Below are 14,553 nucleotides of genomic sequence, written 5' to 3'. Positions count from 1 at the left end.
GCCCCCTCCCGGTGCGTGCGTGCGACCGCGCTCATCTCGGCAGCTCCGGCACCTCGGGCGGCAGCGCGCATCCCAGGCCACCGGGGCGCATCAGGCACGGTTTCCCCTGGATGAGCTTCATGTAGTTGCCGCTGCCCGAGATGCTCGCGGTGAACAACCGGTCCAGGTCCTCGCCGCCGGTCCCGCACCCGGTGAAGGCGGGGATGTCCAGCTCGGCGCGCAGGACGCCGCCCTTGAAGACGTGGTACTCGTCCGGGCCGACGCCGTGCAGTTCGATGTCGACCGGTTTCTCGGTACGGCAGTGCGGCCCCACCGGCAGCGGGGTGCCGTTCACCGCCACGTCGTGCATGCGCAAGGTCTGGCTCATGAAGATCGTGGCGTAGTTGGGCAGCGTGTTGCTGCGCTGCTCGGTCACGATCGTCATCGGGGTGCCGGTGAACTCGATCTTCGCGGTGACGGGCATCAGGTCGAAGTCGAGGAAGGTGGCCGAGGCGTCGGGCAGCGTGACCTCGCCGACGCTCCGCGTCTGGTTGTAGGTGCCGTTGCTGCCCGACTCGACGTTGATCAGCAGGTTGGCGGTGGTGGCGCCGTCGGCGGGGTCGTTGATCGCCATGCCGCCCCGCAGCTTGAGCACGTTGGCCACGGCGACGGGGACCGTGCACCAGTGGGTGCCCGCCAGTTTCACCATGGTCACGCCCGGCGGCGGCTCCGGCAGCTTCGAGCGGTCCAGTTCGGCCGTGGGCCGCTCGGACTCGCACGGCTTCGCGGGGGGCAGCGGGTCGTCTCCCACGTCGATGCCCGCCTCGCGGCGCGCACCCCGCCCGTCCTTCTCCCCCTGGCCCCCCTCGTCCCGCCCTGGCGGCGCCGTACTCCCTGTCGGGGTGGGTGAGGCGGACGGGCGCGGCGAGCCCTCCTGGTCGCCGACCGGCACGGTGGCCAGCACGACACTGCGCTCGTCCGCCGGTGTGCACCGGGCTGCCGGCGGCGCCTTGGCCGGAAGTGTCGACGGTCCGCTGGAGGGCTCCCCCCGCGGGGCCAGGTCCAGGTCGAGCGCGCCGACGCTGAAGGTCACCTTGCCCGCGTGCTCGACGGTCACGGGCGGGACCTCTCCCCGGTGCGCGAGAGTGAGGTCCGCGGCGTCCCGCACCGGGGTGGAGGGCGCCTTGAGGCCGTCCCAGCGGGCCTCGGCGTCCGAGGTTCCCTGGGCCACCCGCACCGTCAGCGTCGCTTCGGAAGCGACCTCGGCGGTGCCGGCCGGCAGGATCTCGGCGAGCGCCTTCGCGGAGAGCACGGCCTCGACGTCGAGTTCCCTCACCCGCAGCGGGCTGCCGGGGGTGCCGGACGCCGGGAACCTGGCGGAGACTTCGGCCGCGACGCGCTGCGTCCCCGTCGGGAACGCGCACGTGAAGGCGGCACGCACCGTCGCCTCGCTGTCCTGCGCCTGTGAGCCCGTGCCCGGCAGTACCCCGGCCACCAGCGCGACCGCCGCCACGGCGGCGCCCCGTGCGGTGCGTCGCCGGGTTCGGGCACTGGGTCTCACGCGTGACTCCCACGGTCGGCTCGTCGCCCGGGGCGGGCGGGGCGGCTGGTTCCCCGCGGCCGGGGCGGGTTGGTCCGCCGCACCCGCACGAGGGGTGCGGGTGCGGCGGGTCGTTCGGGTGACCGGCGGATACCGGCCGGCGGTGAGGGTGTGCCGGACGTCAGTCGGCGGTGATGGTCTGGGCCGGGTCGGTGTCGTAGGCGGCGTTGAAGGTGGCCGAGTCGCCGGCGTTGATCAGGCCGAGGCAGTTGGCGTCGGTGGCCTGGAGGTTGCCGCCGTTGATGACGAGCTGGTGGGTGGCGTTGTCGAAGTAGCCCGTCACCGTGGCCTCGCCGCCGCCCGGGCCCGCGAAGGAAGCGCTGCACAGGCCGTCGGCGTCGGAGATGGAGGCGGTGATGCCGCTGATGGAGCCGGTGACCCGGTCGGGGTTGCTCGCGTCGACGGACTCCGCGTTGATGCTCAGCGGGCTGGAGACGGTGACGTCGAAGCTGATACCGGCCAGGGAGCAGCCCGTGAAGGTCAGCGAGTCGATGGTGCCCAGGCCCGCGCCCGCGTTGCCCGAACCCGTCTTGAGGTCGCCGCCGGCGTCCGAACTCGAACAGACCAGCTGCGCGTTGGGTACCGACAGGGTCGGCTGGGCGGCGTTCGCGGAGAACGCGCCGCCCGGGGTGACCGTCCAGGTGCCGGCCGAGGTGGCGGCTGCCGAGGCGGCGGAGAAGCCGAGGGCCGCGGTTGCGGCGACGGCCGCGACCGCGGCCCGTCTGGTGAATTTGCGCACGTGACATTCCCTCCACTGGATGTGGGATCCTGAAGAGCTGTGCTCCGCACCGGGGCGACTTTCTCGGCACAGCCGCTGCTCATCGCAGGAAACGCTGCGCCACGCCACTTTCCGTATGCCCTTTTCGAGGGCTGGCACGACGGGACGTTACGCACTGGTAATGCGCCGGTGCAATACCTCGGCGCAAGAAGTGAGGGGCCGTTTCCCCAGGGTCGGATTTCTTGTCACCGGTTGCGCGTCGACGGCGTTTTCCGAGCGCGCCGTTCATCATCGGGTGCGCATTCCGGCTGCGCCCTGGTGACGGGGCCGGGCGGCGGTGGCAGCGTGGTGACTCGCGCGTGTACCGGCCATCTTCCGCGTTTCCGAGGGGCTGCGCCGCCGCGCCCGCTGGTCTAAGGTCTCCCGTGCACGAGCGCCGATGCCGTACGCCACCGACGCGAGGCGCCGCCCCCACGCGGCACGGCAGCGGAGTGCGCGATTCCATCGACAGGCGGCCGGCCGCACCGGCCGCACGAGGCCGGACTCGTCCCCCACCTTGGCCGGTTGGCTCGTCTGACCGACGCAGGCCGACAGTGGAGGGTACGTCCATGGTGCAGACAGCAGCAGCGTCCCAGCCCCGCGCCCAGGTGCCGGGCCCGCTCCCCCAGGAACTGGCGTCCGTGATGTGGCCGGAACTGCCCGCCGTCGCGGACGAGATGGTGCAGGAGATCGGCCGGGTGGTGCCCGAGTACGGCCCCTTGCTGGAAGGCCCGAGCCGGACGGTGCTGCTGCACTGCGTGCGGCAGAACCTCACCACCTTCGTCGAACTCGTCGCGGACCCGGCGGCCTCCACGGCGCAGCGGGACGCGCTGTGCCGCAGCCTCGGCCGGCTGGAGGCCACCGAGGGGCGGGGGCTGCACTGTCTCCAGTCGGCACTGCGCATCGGGGCGCGGGTGGGGCTGCGCCGCGCCACCGGTGTGGGCACCCGCTACAACCTGCCCGCCTCGCTGATCGTCGCGTTCGCCGACGCGGTCTTCGCCTACGCGGACGTCATCGAGTCGCTGTGCCGCGAGGGATACGTGGAGGCCAGGGGCGGCAGGGACGACGCGTGGGAGTCGCAGCGCTCTCGGCTGCTGCGGCTGATCCTGGCGGGCTCGGCGGCCGCGGACGAGCCGGGCCCCGCCGGTGCGGCGCCTGGATCCGGCGGGGCGCACCGCGGCGGGGCCGTCGCGGAGCCGGGGCGCGCGGTTCCGCACCCCGCCGTCGTGGACCTCGCCCGGCGGGTCGGCTGGCCCGTGCCCGAACGGGCGACCCTGGTGGCGCTGCGGCCCGGCGCCGCCCGTGACCGCTTACGCCTGCCGGGGCTCGACGACGTACTGGCCGACCTGGACGACCCGCGACCGCACCTCCTGGTGCCCGGCGAGGTGGACGAGGCCCGCATGGGGACGCTGGGGCGCGTGCTGGGGGGCCGCCAGGCGGTGATCGGGGTGACCGTGCCGCTGGGCGGCGCGGCCGACTCGCTGCGCTGGGCGCGGCAGACCCTGTCGCTGATGGAGACGGGGGTGTTGCCCCAGCGGCAGGTCGCGCGGTGCGAGGACCATCTGGTCACCCTGTGGCTGACGGGCGATCCGGCGCTGGCCGAGCGGCTGGCCACCCGGCAGCTCGCCCCCCTGGACGGGCTCACCACGGGGCAGCGGGAACGCCTGGTCGACACGTTGCGGACGTGGCTGACGACGCGCGGTACGGCGGCGCAGATGGCGGAGGCACTGCACCTGCACCCGCAGACGGTGCGCTACCGGATGCGGGCGCTGAAGAAGACGTTGGGCGCCCAACTCGGCGACCCGGAAGCGCGGTTCGCCACGGAGCTGGCGCTGCGGGCGCTGCACCTGCGGCGGCCGGGCGCCGCGCGGCCCCCGGCCGGTGCGCACGCACAGGGCCGGGAGCCGGAGATGCCCCGCGGGCACGAGGTGTCCGAGTGACCGCGGGCAGGAGGGCGTCTGAGTGACCGCGGGCGCTACCTGGCTGCGGTGGCCGGGGGCTGCGCGGCCTTGCCCAGGGTGAGGGTGAGGGTGTTGCCCTCGCCCGGCACCATGCTGTTGATGACCGGGGTGGCCAACAGGCAGTGCTCGAACTTGGGGATCGTGTAGTTCCCGCTCAGTTTTCCGCCGGCGAAGACGTTGAAGCCCTCCTCGGACTTCAGGTCGATGACGGCCGGCGCCCTGGTCTTGCACCGCGGGCCGACGGGGGTGGGGATGCCGGCGACCTTGAGGTTCTTCAGCCGGAGGGTGAGGTGCGAGGTGGTGGCGACCGCGCCGGTCTTCAGATCGAGGGTGCCGGTCGTGGGCTCCTCCTCGATGAACTCGGTGGTCACCGTGATCGGGATACCGAGCGCCTTGAAGGAGCCCGGCGCGTCGGGGAGTTGGGTCTGGGCGGTCAGCTCGCCCGTGGTCAGGTCGGCCGAGGTCTTCAGCGTTCCGGGGCCCAGGGTGAGGTCGCTGCCGGGGCCGGCGAGGTGGGTGGTGCCGTTGAGCGGGTAGTCGAGGCGGACGGGGGTCGCGGCGGCGCCCGCGTCGCCCTGCTGGGTGTCGGCGTGCGCGGTACCGGTGACGAGGACCGGTGCCACGCAGCCGAGTGCGAGCGCGGCGGCCACGCTCGCACGTCGGGCCGGCCGCCCAGAGCGGGGGCAGGCGGTGGGAGCGTCGGCCGGGAACGCGGACGGCGTGCGTCTCATATCAGCTCCTGGGTGTCGGGGAATGCGCTGCCGCGCATGAGCGGACCCCGTGGCCGCCTCGGGTACGGCCACGGGGTCCTCGGCCGCACGTGGCGGCCTGGGGTACGACTCGCGAGCCATGACGCCGACGGAAAGGCGGCGCTCCGGTGAAAAGGAACGCTACGAGCGAGTAACCGGTCGCGCAACAGCGGTTTCTTGATTTCTTGACGAAGGAAGCGATGGGCGCGTTTCTTTGTCTGTGCCCGCGCAATGCGCGCGTTTTCAGGGTGCGTTCTTCATCGGTCCCTGAGCACACCACAGGACGCGGGGCCGGCCGCCGGTGGCGCCGTACGGGGGCGCCGCCGCGTCCGCGAAAGGGAGCGACGCCCTCTACAGCCGGGCCGACTCCGCGCAGTAGGGTGCGCGCGTTCCCAGGTCACCGGCCGGAAGGAAGGACCGCACATGCGCACACCCGCGCGGATACGGACCCGCTCGTGGCTGCTCCCGGCGCTGGCCGCGGCCACGACACTCACCGTCGTGGCCGTCGCCGCGCCCGGAGACGCCAAGAGCCCGTCGGAAGGCTCCACGGCGGCCGCCGCCGCGGCAGCGCCCGCCAAGAAGGCCAAGCCGGACGCGCGGAACGTGGTGCTCGCCGTGCACGGCGGCGCCGGGACGGCGCTGAAACGGGACGAGACCAGCCCCGAGGAGGAGAAGGCCTACCGCGACGGCCTCCAGCGGGCGCTGCGCGCCGGACAGAAGGTGCTGAAAGCGGGCGGCAGCAGCACCAAGGCCGTGGAGAAGGCGGTCAACGTGCTGGAGGACGACCCGCTGTTCAACGCGGGCAAGGGCGCCGTCTTCACCGCGGACGCCGGACACGAACTCGACGCCTCCCTCATGCGCGGCTCCGACCTGAAGGCCGGTGCCGTCGCGGGCGTCAAGCACGTACGCAACCCCATCACGGCGGCCCGGCTGGTGATGGACGAGACCAAGCACGTGCTGCTCGCCGGCCAGGGTGCCGACGACTTCGCGCTCCAGCAGGGCCTCAAGCCGGTGACGCAGGACTACTACTGGACCCAGCGGCGCTGGGACGAGCTGATGAAGGCCAAGGGCAGCGACCCGGGCAAGCCTGTCAAGGACGCCACCAAGGGCACGGTCGGCGCCGTCGCCGTGGACGGCGAGAAGGACCTGGCCGCCGCCACCTCCACGGGCGGACTCACCAACAAGATGGCGGGCCGGGTGGGCGACTCACCCCTCATCGGCGCCGGCACCTACGCCAAGAACAGCACGGTCGCGGCGAGCGCCACGGGGCAGGGCGAGGTGTTCATCCGCGGCGCCGCCACCGCGACGATCTCCGACCTGATGGAGTTCGAGGGCGAGGACGTGGCCTCCGCCGCCTACGAGGTACTGATCAAGCGGCTGCCGAAGCTGGGCGGCGACGGAGGCGTGATCGCGTTGGACCGCCACGGCACCTTCGACGCGCCGCACAGCAGTGAGGGCATGCTGACCGGATATCTCACGCGGGACGGGAAGTTCGTCACCCGCATCTTCTCCGACGAGTCGCCGCCCAACACCTGACGCCCCACACCTGACGCCGGCCGGACGCCCCACACCCGACGCCGTGGCCGGCCCCGCGTCACATGGCGTCGACGCCGGTCAGGGCGCGGCCGATGAGCAGCTTCTGGATCTGGCTGGTGCCCTCGTAGAGGGTCAGGACGCGGGCGTCCCGCAGGTACTTGCCCGCGGGGTACTCGTCGATGTAGCCGTAACCGCCGAAGGTCTGCACGCAGTTGTTGGAGACCTTCACGGCCGTCTCACTGGCGTGGTACTTCGCGATGGAGGCCTCGGTGGCGTACTCCTTGGGCGAGGCGCCCGCGTCCGCCATCCGCGCGACCTGGTGGGTGAGCAGGCGCGCGGCGCGGATCTCGACCTCCGACTCGGCGAGCAGCTCCTGGACGAGCTGGAAGGAGGCGACCGGCTTGCCGAACTGCTCGCGCTCCGTCGTGTAGCGCACCGCGGCGTCCAACGCGCCCTGGGCCAGACCCACCGCACCGGCCGCCACGGAGATCCGGCCGCGGCTGAGCGTGGACAGGGCGATGCCGAGCCCCCTGCCGACCTCGCCGAGGCGCGCCGTATCCGGCACCCGCACGCCGTCGAAGGCGAGTTCGGCGGTGGCCTGCCCGCGCAGCCCCAGCTTGCCGTGGACCGGGGTGGCCGTGAAACCGGGCGCGTCGGTGGGCACCAGGAAGGCGGTGATCCCCTCCTCTCCGGTACGGGCGAACGTCAGAGCCACCTGCGCGACGGTGCCGTTCGTGATGAACATCTTCGCGCCGTCGATGATCCAGTCCCCGCCCTCGCGGCGGGCACGGGTGCGCAGCGACCCCGCGTCGGATCCCGTCCCCGGTTCGGTGAGACCGAAGCAGCCGAGCGCTTCGCCGCTCGCCAGCCGCGGCAGCCACCGCTCCTTCTGCTCGGCGCTCCCGTGCGCGGCGATCGTCTTGGCGACCAGCCCGAGCGAGACGGAGACGATGCCCCGCACCGAGGAGTCGCCCCGGCCCAGCTCCTCGGTGGCCAGGACGTAGGAGAGCATGTCGGCCGGCACCCCGCCGTACTCCTCGGGGAGGGTCAGGGCGAGGAAGCCGAGCTCGCCCAGCCGCCCGGGTATCCCGGGATCCACGGCCTCCCGCCTGTCCCATTCGCGCGCGTACGGGACGACCTCGCGCTCCACGAAGTCGCGCGCCATGGCGCGCATGTCCTGCTGGGTCTCGCTGAGCCCGAAATCCCGGTGGTCCATGTCTTCCTCTCCGTCCTGAGAACCTGTCCGTCCGCGCACCGGTCTCTCTGCCAACCGGCGCCACGCGGCCCCGTGCGGGGGCCCTCTCGTCATTCCGGCAGTGGCGCCATGGGGGTGGTCAGGGGCAGGCCCAGGCGGGCCCGCTGCGTCAGCCACGGGGTGGGCCGGTAGCGGGGGTCGCCCGTCTCGGCGTGGAGGGCACGCAGGAGGGCGAGCATCCGGGCGGCACCGACCGTGTCGGCCCAGGCGAGGGGGCCGCGCGGGTAGCCGAGCCCGAGGGTGACGGCCGTGTCGATGTCCTCGGGTGCGGCGAGGCCGCGCTCGGCGATCCCGGTGGCGACGTTGACGAGCGAGGCCAGCATCCGCTGTGCGGGCGACCCCGCGGCGTCCCTGACCACGGTCACCGCGGCGCCGTCCCGCGCCAGGACGGCCACCGCGTCCCGTACGGCGCTCTCCTCGGTCGCGGGCGTCACCGCCAGCACCCGGCGCGGGGTGTCCAGGCAGAGGGGATCGAGCCCCAGGGTGCGCTCGGCGGGGAGCCCGCCCTCGGCGACGGCCGCCGCGACGGAGGTACCCCAGGTCGGCACGAGGACCAGCGACGTGTCGGAGGGCGCGGCCACGGTGGCGAGGGCGGCCGCCGCGTCACCCGTCACGGCGACGTCCCGCGCCGGGTCGCCGCCCGCATCCCCCGGCTCCGGCACGGCGGGTCCCGCCTCGCCCTGGCCGTAGGCGTAGAAGCCCCGGCCCGTCTTGCGCCCGTGCAGGCCGGCCGCGACCCGGTTGGCCGTCAGGTACGAGGGGCGCAGCCGGTCGGCGTGGCGGAAGCCGGTCCAGACGGTCTCCATGACGGAGGCCGTCACGTCGAGTCCGGTCAGGTCCATCAGTTCGAAGGGGCCCATGCGCAGCCCGAGGACGTCGCGGGCGACGCGGTCCAGCGAGGCGGGAGCGGCCACGGACTCCTCCAGCAGCGCGAACGCCTCGGTCACCAGCCCGCGTCCGGCGTGGTTGACGAGGAACCCCGGGGTGTCGGCGACGGTGACGGCGCGGTGCCCCGAGGTCTCGACCAGCTCCGTCAGCCGCTCCGTGACAGCCGTGCGGGTGGCGGCGCCCGGGACCACCTCGACGAGCTTCATCAGCGGTACCGGGTTGAAGAAGTGCAGCCCCGACAGGCGCCCCGGGTCAGCCAGCCGTGCGCCGATCCGGGTGACCGACAGGGAGGAGGTGTTGGTCGCGAAGGCGGTGGTGGCCGGCAGCACCCGCTCCAGGCCCGTGAACAGCTCCGCCTTGACCTCCAGGTCCTCCACCACGGCCTCGATCACCAGGTCGGGCGCGTCGTCGCCGTCCGGGACGGCGTGGGGCGAGTCCAGGGCGAGGAGACCTGCGAGGGCACGGTCGACTTCCGCGCGGCTCATCCGCCCCTTGTCCGCGGCGCGCTCCAGCATGGAGCGGACGAAGGCGACCGCCTCGCCCACCGACTCGGCACGGGCGTCGGCGAGTTCCACCGTGTGCCCGGCCACCGCGGCCCACTGCGCGATGCCGCGCCCCATGGTGCCCGCTCCCACCACCCTGATCCGCATGAACGGCTCCCTCTCCGCAGCTGGTGCGGTCTCTCCGCTGTCAGCGACCATTGATCTGTGTTCCCCACCAAATTAGAGTCTCTTTGAGACGAAGAACAGATCAGTTGGCCGAATGCCCCGGGAAGCGGAGATGCCCCGGGAAGCGGAGATGCCCCGGGAAGTGGAGACGTTCCGGGAAGCGGAGGGGGAGCCGTGGAGCTGCGCTACCTCGCCGCGTTCGTCGCCGTCGCCGAGGAGCTGCACTTCGGGCGGGCGGCCAAGCGGCTGCGGATGGCGCAGCCGCCGCTCAGCCAGCAGATCCGCCAGCTGGAGCGGGAGCTGGACGTCCAACTGTTCGAGCGCAGCACGCGTTCGGTACGGCTGACCGGTGCGGGCGAGGCCTTCCTCGCACCCGTGCGTACGGTGCTTGCCGACCTGGAGGCGGCGACCCGGCTGGCCAGAGCCGCGGGGCGCGGCGAGTCCGGGCGGGTCAGCGTCGGCTTCGCGGGCGCCTCCAGTCACACCACGCTCCCCCGCCTCACCCGCGCCGTCCGCACCGCGCACCCCGGTATCGAACTGGTGATGCGGGGCCAGACGTACGCCAACCGGGCCCTCGACGAGGTCGCGGAGGGCGGCCTCGATCTCGGCTTCGTCCGGCTGCCGGTGACGCACCACGTCGAGCGGCCCGGCGTCCGCACCCGGGTGATCGCCGAGGAGGGGCTGATCTGCGCCCTCGCCTCCGACCACCCACTGGCCCGCCAGGAGCGGATCGAGGCCGCGGACCTGGCCGCCGAACCGTTCGTCAGCTTCCCCGCGAACGCCGGGTCCAGCCTGCGGGACATCACGTTCCTCACGTGCGAACGCGCGGGCTACCTGCCGCGGGTCGTCCAGGAGGCCCCCGACTCGTACACGATCCTCGCGCTGGTCGCCATGGGCGTCGGTGTCACCCTCACACTCACCTCCTGCACCCACATCCAGCAGACCGGGCTCGTCTACCGCCCGCTGGCGGGCGACCCCGTGGTGCTGCGCGCGGCGTTGGCGTGGCGCGCGGACAACCCTTCGGCGGCGCTGCGCAGCGTGCTGGACATCGCCCGCGACGCACTGCCCACCCCGGGGGGCCGCACGGAAGCCGCCGAGGACGGCGCGGAGGCCGGGCCGCCCACATGAGCCGCCCTTCCGCGTGCGGCCCCTCCTCCTGTGCGCCCCCGTCCGCGCGCCCGTCACGCCTCCACCCCCTCCCACCCCCTGGACACAGGAAGGCCGCGACATGACCGACATCGTCATCTGCGAACCCCTGCGCACCCCCATCGGCCGGTTCGGCGGAGCCCTCGCGGAGCAGCGGCCCGAAGGCCTGGCCGCACTGGTCATCGCCGAGATCGTCGCCCGTACGGGCATCGATCCCGCACGCGTCGACGAGGTGATCCTCGGCCAGGCCTACCCCACCTGCGAGGCACCGGCCCTGGGCCGGGTGGCCGCGCTGGACGCGGGACTGCCCGAGACGGTGACGGGCACCCAGATCGACCGGCGGTGCGGTTCAGGACTCCAGGCGGTGCTGGACGCGGCGATGCAGATACAGGCCGGTTTCAGCCAGGTCGTCATCGCGGGCGGCGCCGAGGTGATGAGCGCGGCGCCCTACTACACGCACGAAGGACGCTGGGGCATCAAGGGCCCCGGCCTGACGCTGCACGACTCCCTCGCCCGGGGCCGCGTCACCGCGGGGGGCGTCAACCACCCGGTGCCCGGCGGGATGATCGAGACGGCCGAGAACCTGCGCCGCGCGTACGGCGTCAGCCGCGCCGACCAGGACGCGCTGGCGCTGCGCTCCCAGCAGCGCACCGCACACGCCGTGGAACGGGGGCTGTTCGAGGCCGAGACGGTGCCGGTGACGGTCCGCACCCGCAAGGGCGAGCGCGTGGTCGCCGCCGACGAGCACCCGCGCCCCGACACCACCGCCGAACAGCTCGCCAAGCTGCGCCCCGTACGGCTGGGTCAGGACCCGGAGGCGACCGTGACGGCGGGCAACGCCAGCGGCCAGAACGATGCCGCGGCCGCCTGCCTGGTCACCACGGCCGAGGCCGCCGAACGGCTGGGGCTGCGGCCACTGGTGCGGCTGGTCTCGTTCGCGCGCGCCGGGGTGCCCGCCGCGACCATGGGGCTCGGCCCCGTCGGCGCCACCGGACAGGCGCTCGCCAAGGCCGGACTCGGCCTCGCCGACCTGGACCTCATCGAGCTCAACGAGGCGTTCGCCGCGCAGGTGCTGGCCTGCACGCGCGCACTGGGGCTGACCGGCAAGGACCACGAACAGCGCGTCAACGTGTGCGGCTCCGGCATCTCTCTGGGCCACCCGGTCGGCGCCACCGGCGCACGCATCCTGGCGACCCTGGCCCACATGATGCACCGCTCCGGCGCCCGCTACGGCCTGGAGACCATGTGCATCGGCGGCGGCCAGGGCCTCGCCGCCGTCTTCGAACGCGTGCCGGAGTAGGTCGTCACGTCCGACGCGGGTTCTCGGCGCGGTGCGCCGAGGCCGTGTCCGACGCACGGTCCTGCGGGGTGCGCTGAACCCGAGGACGAGCGCGGCAAGGCGGAGTACGGCCAGGCGCCGACGTGCCGAGACCGAGTGCGGCCTTACGAAGCCAGCGACGGATGCCGCGTGACGGGCGGGGCCGGCTGCTCCTCGGTGGTCCGCTCCGCCTGGCTGATCTGGCTGATCTCGGCCCAGACGGCGTCGAGCGACAGGCCGAGGCTGTCGGCGATCGCGGCGATGGTCGGGAAGGCCGGGGTGGCCACCCGGCCTGACTCGATCTTCCGCAGCGTTTCCGGCGAGATGCCCGAGGCCAGCGCCACGTCCAGCATCGAGCGACCGCCCCGGGCGCGGCGGAGCAGGGCGCCGAGGCGCTCTCCGCGTGCTACCTCGGCGGGGGTGAGCGGCAACCTGACCATGGCCCCATTCTAATGCCGGTATAGTTAGACCGTGATAGTTATTGGAAGCAGTGCCGGCCCCATGGGAGAGGTCCCCCGTGATCGAGATTCTGAACTCCGCGCAGCTTGAGCAGGCGGCGGACACCGGCGCCCTGGTCGGAGACATCCTGCACACGCTGAGGCAGCGCAGCACGGTCGGGACGAACCTGCTGGACATCGACCAGTGGGCCAAGGAAATGATCACCGAGGCGGGAGCGCAGTCCTGCTACGTCGACTACGCGCCGTCCTTCGGGCGCGGCCCGTTCGGACATCACATCTGCACGGCCGTCAACGACGGAGTGCTGCACGGGCGGCCCCACCACTACACGCTGGCGGACGGAGACCTGCTCACCCTCGACCTCGCCGTGGCCAGGGGCGGGGTGGCAGCGGACGCCGCGATCAGCTTCCTGGTGGGCGAGGCCAGGCCGGCGGAGAGCGTCGCGCTGATCGAGACGACCGAACGCGCGCTCGCCGCCGGCATCGCCGCCGCCGGGCCCGGCGCGCGCATCGGTGACCTCTCCCACGCCATCGGCACGGTACTGACCGAGGCGGGCTATCCGGTCAACACCGAGTTCGGAGGCCACGGCATCGGCTCGACGATGCACCAGGACCCCCACGTCCCGAACACCGGAAGGCCCGGGCGGGGATACCCGCTGCGCCCCGGACTGCTGCTCGCCCTGGAGCCCTGGATCATGGCCGACACCGCCACCCTCGTCACCGACGCGGACGGGTGGACGCTGCGCAGCGCGACGGGCTGCCGGACCGCGCACAGCGAGCACACCATCGCCATCACCCACGACGGAGCCGAGATCCTCACCCGGCCCTCGCGAGCGCGGGCGTGAGTCCCCGCTCGGGCACCGCGCTCAACCGAGCCGGCCGGCGAGACCGGCCACGGGGGCGCGGTTCCGGGGCCCGGGTGCCGGGGGCTCGCCGCCCGGCGGCCACTTCGGTCGCCGTCGTCGTTGCGGGACCGATCCTCGGCAGTGGCTACCGCTCCGGGCGGAAGCCGGCGGTGCGCCGGACGGCTAGTGGACCGGGAAGTGTCCGGCGAGGGTGGCGGTGGGCTCGGTGTCGGGGAGTTCGGCGGCGATCCGGCGCAGCAGACCGCGGGTCTCGGCCGGGGGGAGCGAGCGGGTCACCAGGCGGTCGGTGACCCGGCGGTAGGCCTCGATGTCGGTCTCGTCCTCCAGGTAGCTGGCCGAGTCGAGCTGCTCCAGGTAGACGACGTCGGGCAGTTCGCTCTCGGGCAGCCGCAGCAGCGTGACGGGGCCACCCGCCGCCGCGTGTCCGCCCGCGCTGAACGGCATGATCTGGACGGTGACGTGCGGCTGCTCGCTCATCGCCGACAGGTGCCGCAACTGGGCGCGCATCACGGCCGCTCCCCCGACGGGGCGGCGGAGCGCGGCCTCGTCGATGACGGCCCACACGCGGGGGGAACGGGGTCCGAAGAGGATCTGCTGGCGCCGCATGCGCAGGTCCACGCGCCGCTGGACCGCGGACTCCGGCTCCTCCTCGTGTGCCAGTTCGATGACGGCGCGCGCGTACTCCCGGGTCTGGAGAAGGCCGGGCACGAACTGCACCTCGTAGGTGCGGATGACGCCGGCCGCCTGCTCCAGACCGATGTAGGTGTGCAGCCACGAGGGGACGACGCCCTGGAAGGCCTGCCACCAGCCGGGCGCGTTGGCCTGCTGGGCGAGCGCGGTCAGCACGGCGCGCTCGCTCTCGTCGGTCACGCCGTAGATGGTGAGCAGGTCAGCGACGTCGCGCAGGGCGCAGCCCGTGCGCCCGTGCTCCAGATCCTCGATCTTCCTGTTCGTGACCCGGATGGCCTCGGCCGCCTCGCGGCGCGATATGTACTGCGACTCGCGCAGCCTCCGCAGCCGGATGCCCAGCACCTTCCGGGGAACCGCAGGCGACGCGGCGGTCCCTTCCTCTCCGCCGTCCTGCTCGGCGTCTCTGGCGGTCGGCTCACCACCCGAGACGTCACTGATGCGCATACCACTGCTCCCATACCGTAGCCGCATAGGTCTCGCCACCTTCCAAGTTTCCCTCCCCGCTCCGATGTGGCCTCACAGGGGGTACTGCCCAACTCGCCCTGAAGTCAGGCACGTCGTGCCAAGGCTTCTTGCCTTTGGCACATCCCAGCACCCGGCCGGGGCGCTGCCAGGACCCTCGTGGAACGGTCCGCCGGGCGATGTGCGCCGACTTGCCCAGATCGCGAAGGGGGAGTAAGAGCCT

12 protein-coding genes are annotated in these 14,553 nt (G+C 73.1%); 5 read left to right on the top strand and 7 right to left on the bottom strand.

Annotated elements, in window-relative coordinates; translation table 11 throughout:
- Positions 1 to 31: 31 nt before the first annotated feature.
- Positions 32 to 1,540, bottom strand: a complete 1,509-nt coding sequence (locus tag MMF93_RS29350; RefSeq protein WP_242756164.1) for a DUF6801 domain-containing protein — start codon at positions 1,538 to 1,540, stop codon at positions 32 to 34.
- A 160-nt stretch (positions 1,541 to 1,700) separates the two neighbouring features.
- Positions 1,701 to 2,318 (bottom strand): hypothetical protein, encoded by a 618-nt coding sequence (locus MMF93_RS29345; RefSeq protein ID WP_242756163.1) that lies wholly within the window; start codon positions 2,316 to 2,318, stop codon positions 1,701 to 1,703.
- A 587-nt stretch (positions 2,319 to 2,905) separates the two neighbouring features.
- Between MMF93_RS29345 and MMF93_RS29340 the strand changes: the two genes are divergently transcribed.
- Positions 2,906 to 4,276 (top strand): PucR-like N-terminal domain-containing protein, encoded by a 1,371-nt coding sequence (locus MMF93_RS29340; protein WP_242756162.1) that lies wholly within the window; start codon positions 2,906 to 2,908, stop codon positions 4,274 to 4,276.
- Positions 4,277 to 4,311: 35 nt separating this feature from the next.
- On the opposite strand, the gene MMF93_RS29335 is transcribed toward MMF93_RS29340, so the two are convergent.
- Entirely contained in the window at positions 4,312 to 4,947 is a 636-nt protein-coding gene (locus MMF93_RS29335; RefSeq protein ID WP_242756161.1) for a hypothetical protein, read from the bottom strand.
- Between the two features lie 522 nt (positions 4,948 to 5,469).
- Here MMF93_RS29335 and MMF93_RS29330 point away from each other — a divergent pair.
- On the top strand, positions 5,470 to 6,582 hold the full coding sequence (locus MMF93_RS29330) for an isoaspartyl peptidase/L-asparaginase family protein (RefSeq protein WP_242756159.1): 1,113 nt from the start codon (positions 5,470 to 5,472) through the stop codon (positions 6,580 to 6,582).
- A gap of 58 nt (positions 6,583 to 6,640) precedes the next feature.
- On the opposite strand, the gene MMF93_RS29325 is transcribed toward MMF93_RS29330, so the two are convergent.
- Both MMF93_RS29325 and MMF93_RS29320 read right to left on the bottom strand, forming a co-directional pair.
- The gene (locus tag MMF93_RS29325) at positions 6,641 to 7,798 is read right to left on the bottom strand and encodes an acyl-CoA dehydrogenase family protein (protein ID WP_242756157.1); all 1,158 of its coding nucleotides are present in this window, start codon (positions 7,796 to 7,798) and stop codon (positions 6,641 to 6,643) included.
- Between the two features lie 89 nt (positions 7,799 to 7,887).
- Positions 7,888 to 9,375, bottom strand: a complete 1,488-nt coding sequence (locus MMF93_RS29320) for a 3-hydroxyacyl-CoA dehydrogenase (protein ID WP_242756155.1) — start codon at positions 9,373 to 9,375, stop codon at positions 7,888 to 7,890.
- Positions 9,376 to 9,567: 192 nt separating this feature from the next.
- Between MMF93_RS29320 and MMF93_RS29315 the strand changes: the two genes are divergently transcribed.
- Together MMF93_RS29315 and MMF93_RS29310 are read left to right on the top strand one after the other, a co-directional pair.
- Positions 9,568 to 10,521: a LysR family transcriptional regulator gene (locus tag MMF93_RS29315; RefSeq protein ID WP_242756154.1), complete on the top strand. Its 954-nt coding sequence runs from the start codon at positions 9,568 to 9,570 to the stop codon at positions 10,519 to 10,521.
- A 100-nt stretch (positions 10,522 to 10,621) separates the two neighbouring features.
- Positions 10,622 to 11,839: an acetyl-CoA C-acetyltransferase gene (locus MMF93_RS29310; RefSeq protein ID WP_242756153.1), complete on the top strand. Its 1,218-nt coding sequence runs from the start codon at positions 10,622 to 10,624 to the stop codon at positions 11,837 to 11,839.
- Between the two features lie 143 nt (positions 11,840 to 11,982).
- Here MMF93_RS29310 and MMF93_RS29305 read toward each other — a convergent pair whose 3' ends face one another.
- Positions 11,983 to 12,297 (bottom strand): helix-turn-helix domain-containing protein, encoded by a 315-nt coding sequence (locus MMF93_RS29305; RefSeq protein WP_242756152.1) that lies wholly within the window; start codon positions 12,295 to 12,297, stop codon positions 11,983 to 11,985.
- Positions 12,298 to 12,374: 77 nt separating this feature from the next.
- Between MMF93_RS29305 and map the strand changes: the two genes are divergently transcribed.
- Entirely contained in the window at positions 12,375 to 13,157 is a 783-nt protein-coding gene (map, locus tag MMF93_RS29300; RefSeq protein ID WP_242756151.1) for a type I methionyl aminopeptidase, read from the top strand.
- A 183-nt stretch (positions 13,158 to 13,340) separates the two neighbouring features.
- Here map and MMF93_RS29295 read toward each other — a convergent pair whose 3' ends face one another.
- Entirely contained in the window at positions 13,341 to 14,312 is a 972-nt protein-coding gene (locus MMF93_RS29295; protein ID WP_242756150.1) for a helix-turn-helix domain-containing protein, read from the bottom strand.
- Between the last annotated feature and the right edge of the window lie 241 nt (positions 14,313 to 14,553).

Source organism: Streptomyces tubbatahanensis, from assembly GCF_022699385.1.
GTDB classification, from domain to species: Bacteria; Actinomycetota; Actinomycetes; order Streptomycetales; family Streptomycetaceae; genus Streptomyces; species Streptomyces diacarni.
This window is presented reverse-complemented; position numbering and strand designations above follow the sequence as displayed.

Bases quoted from the DNA above. Each gene is read 5' to 3' on its own strand.
- MMF93_RS29340 (WP_242756162.1), top strand. From the start codon at position 2,906: ATGGTGCAGACAGCAGCAGCGTCCCAGCCCCGCGCCCAGGTGCCGGGC.
- MMF93_RS29330 (WP_242756159.1), top strand. From the start codon at position 5,470: ATGCGCACACCCGCGCGGATACGGACCCGCTCGTGGCTGCTCCCGGCG.
- MMF93_RS29325 (WP_242756157.1), bottom strand. From the start codon at position 7,798: ATGGACCACCGGGATTTCGGGCTCAGCGAGACCCAGCAGGACATGCGC.
- MMF93_RS29320 (WP_242756155.1), bottom strand. From the start codon at position 9,375: ATGCGGATCAGGGTGGTGGGAGCGGGCACCATGGGGCGCGGCATCGCG.
- MMF93_RS29310 (WP_242756153.1), top strand. From the start codon at position 10,622: ATGACCGACATCGTCATCTGCGAACCCCTGCGCACCCCCATCGGCCGG.
- MMF93_RS29305 (WP_242756152.1), bottom strand. From the start codon at position 12,297: ATGGTCAGGTTGCCGCTCACCCCCGCCGAGGTAGCACGCGGAGAGCGC.
- MMF93_RS29295 (WP_242756150.1), bottom strand. From the start codon at position 14,312: ATGCGCATCAGTGACGTCTCGGGTGGTGAGCCGACCGCCAGAGACGCC.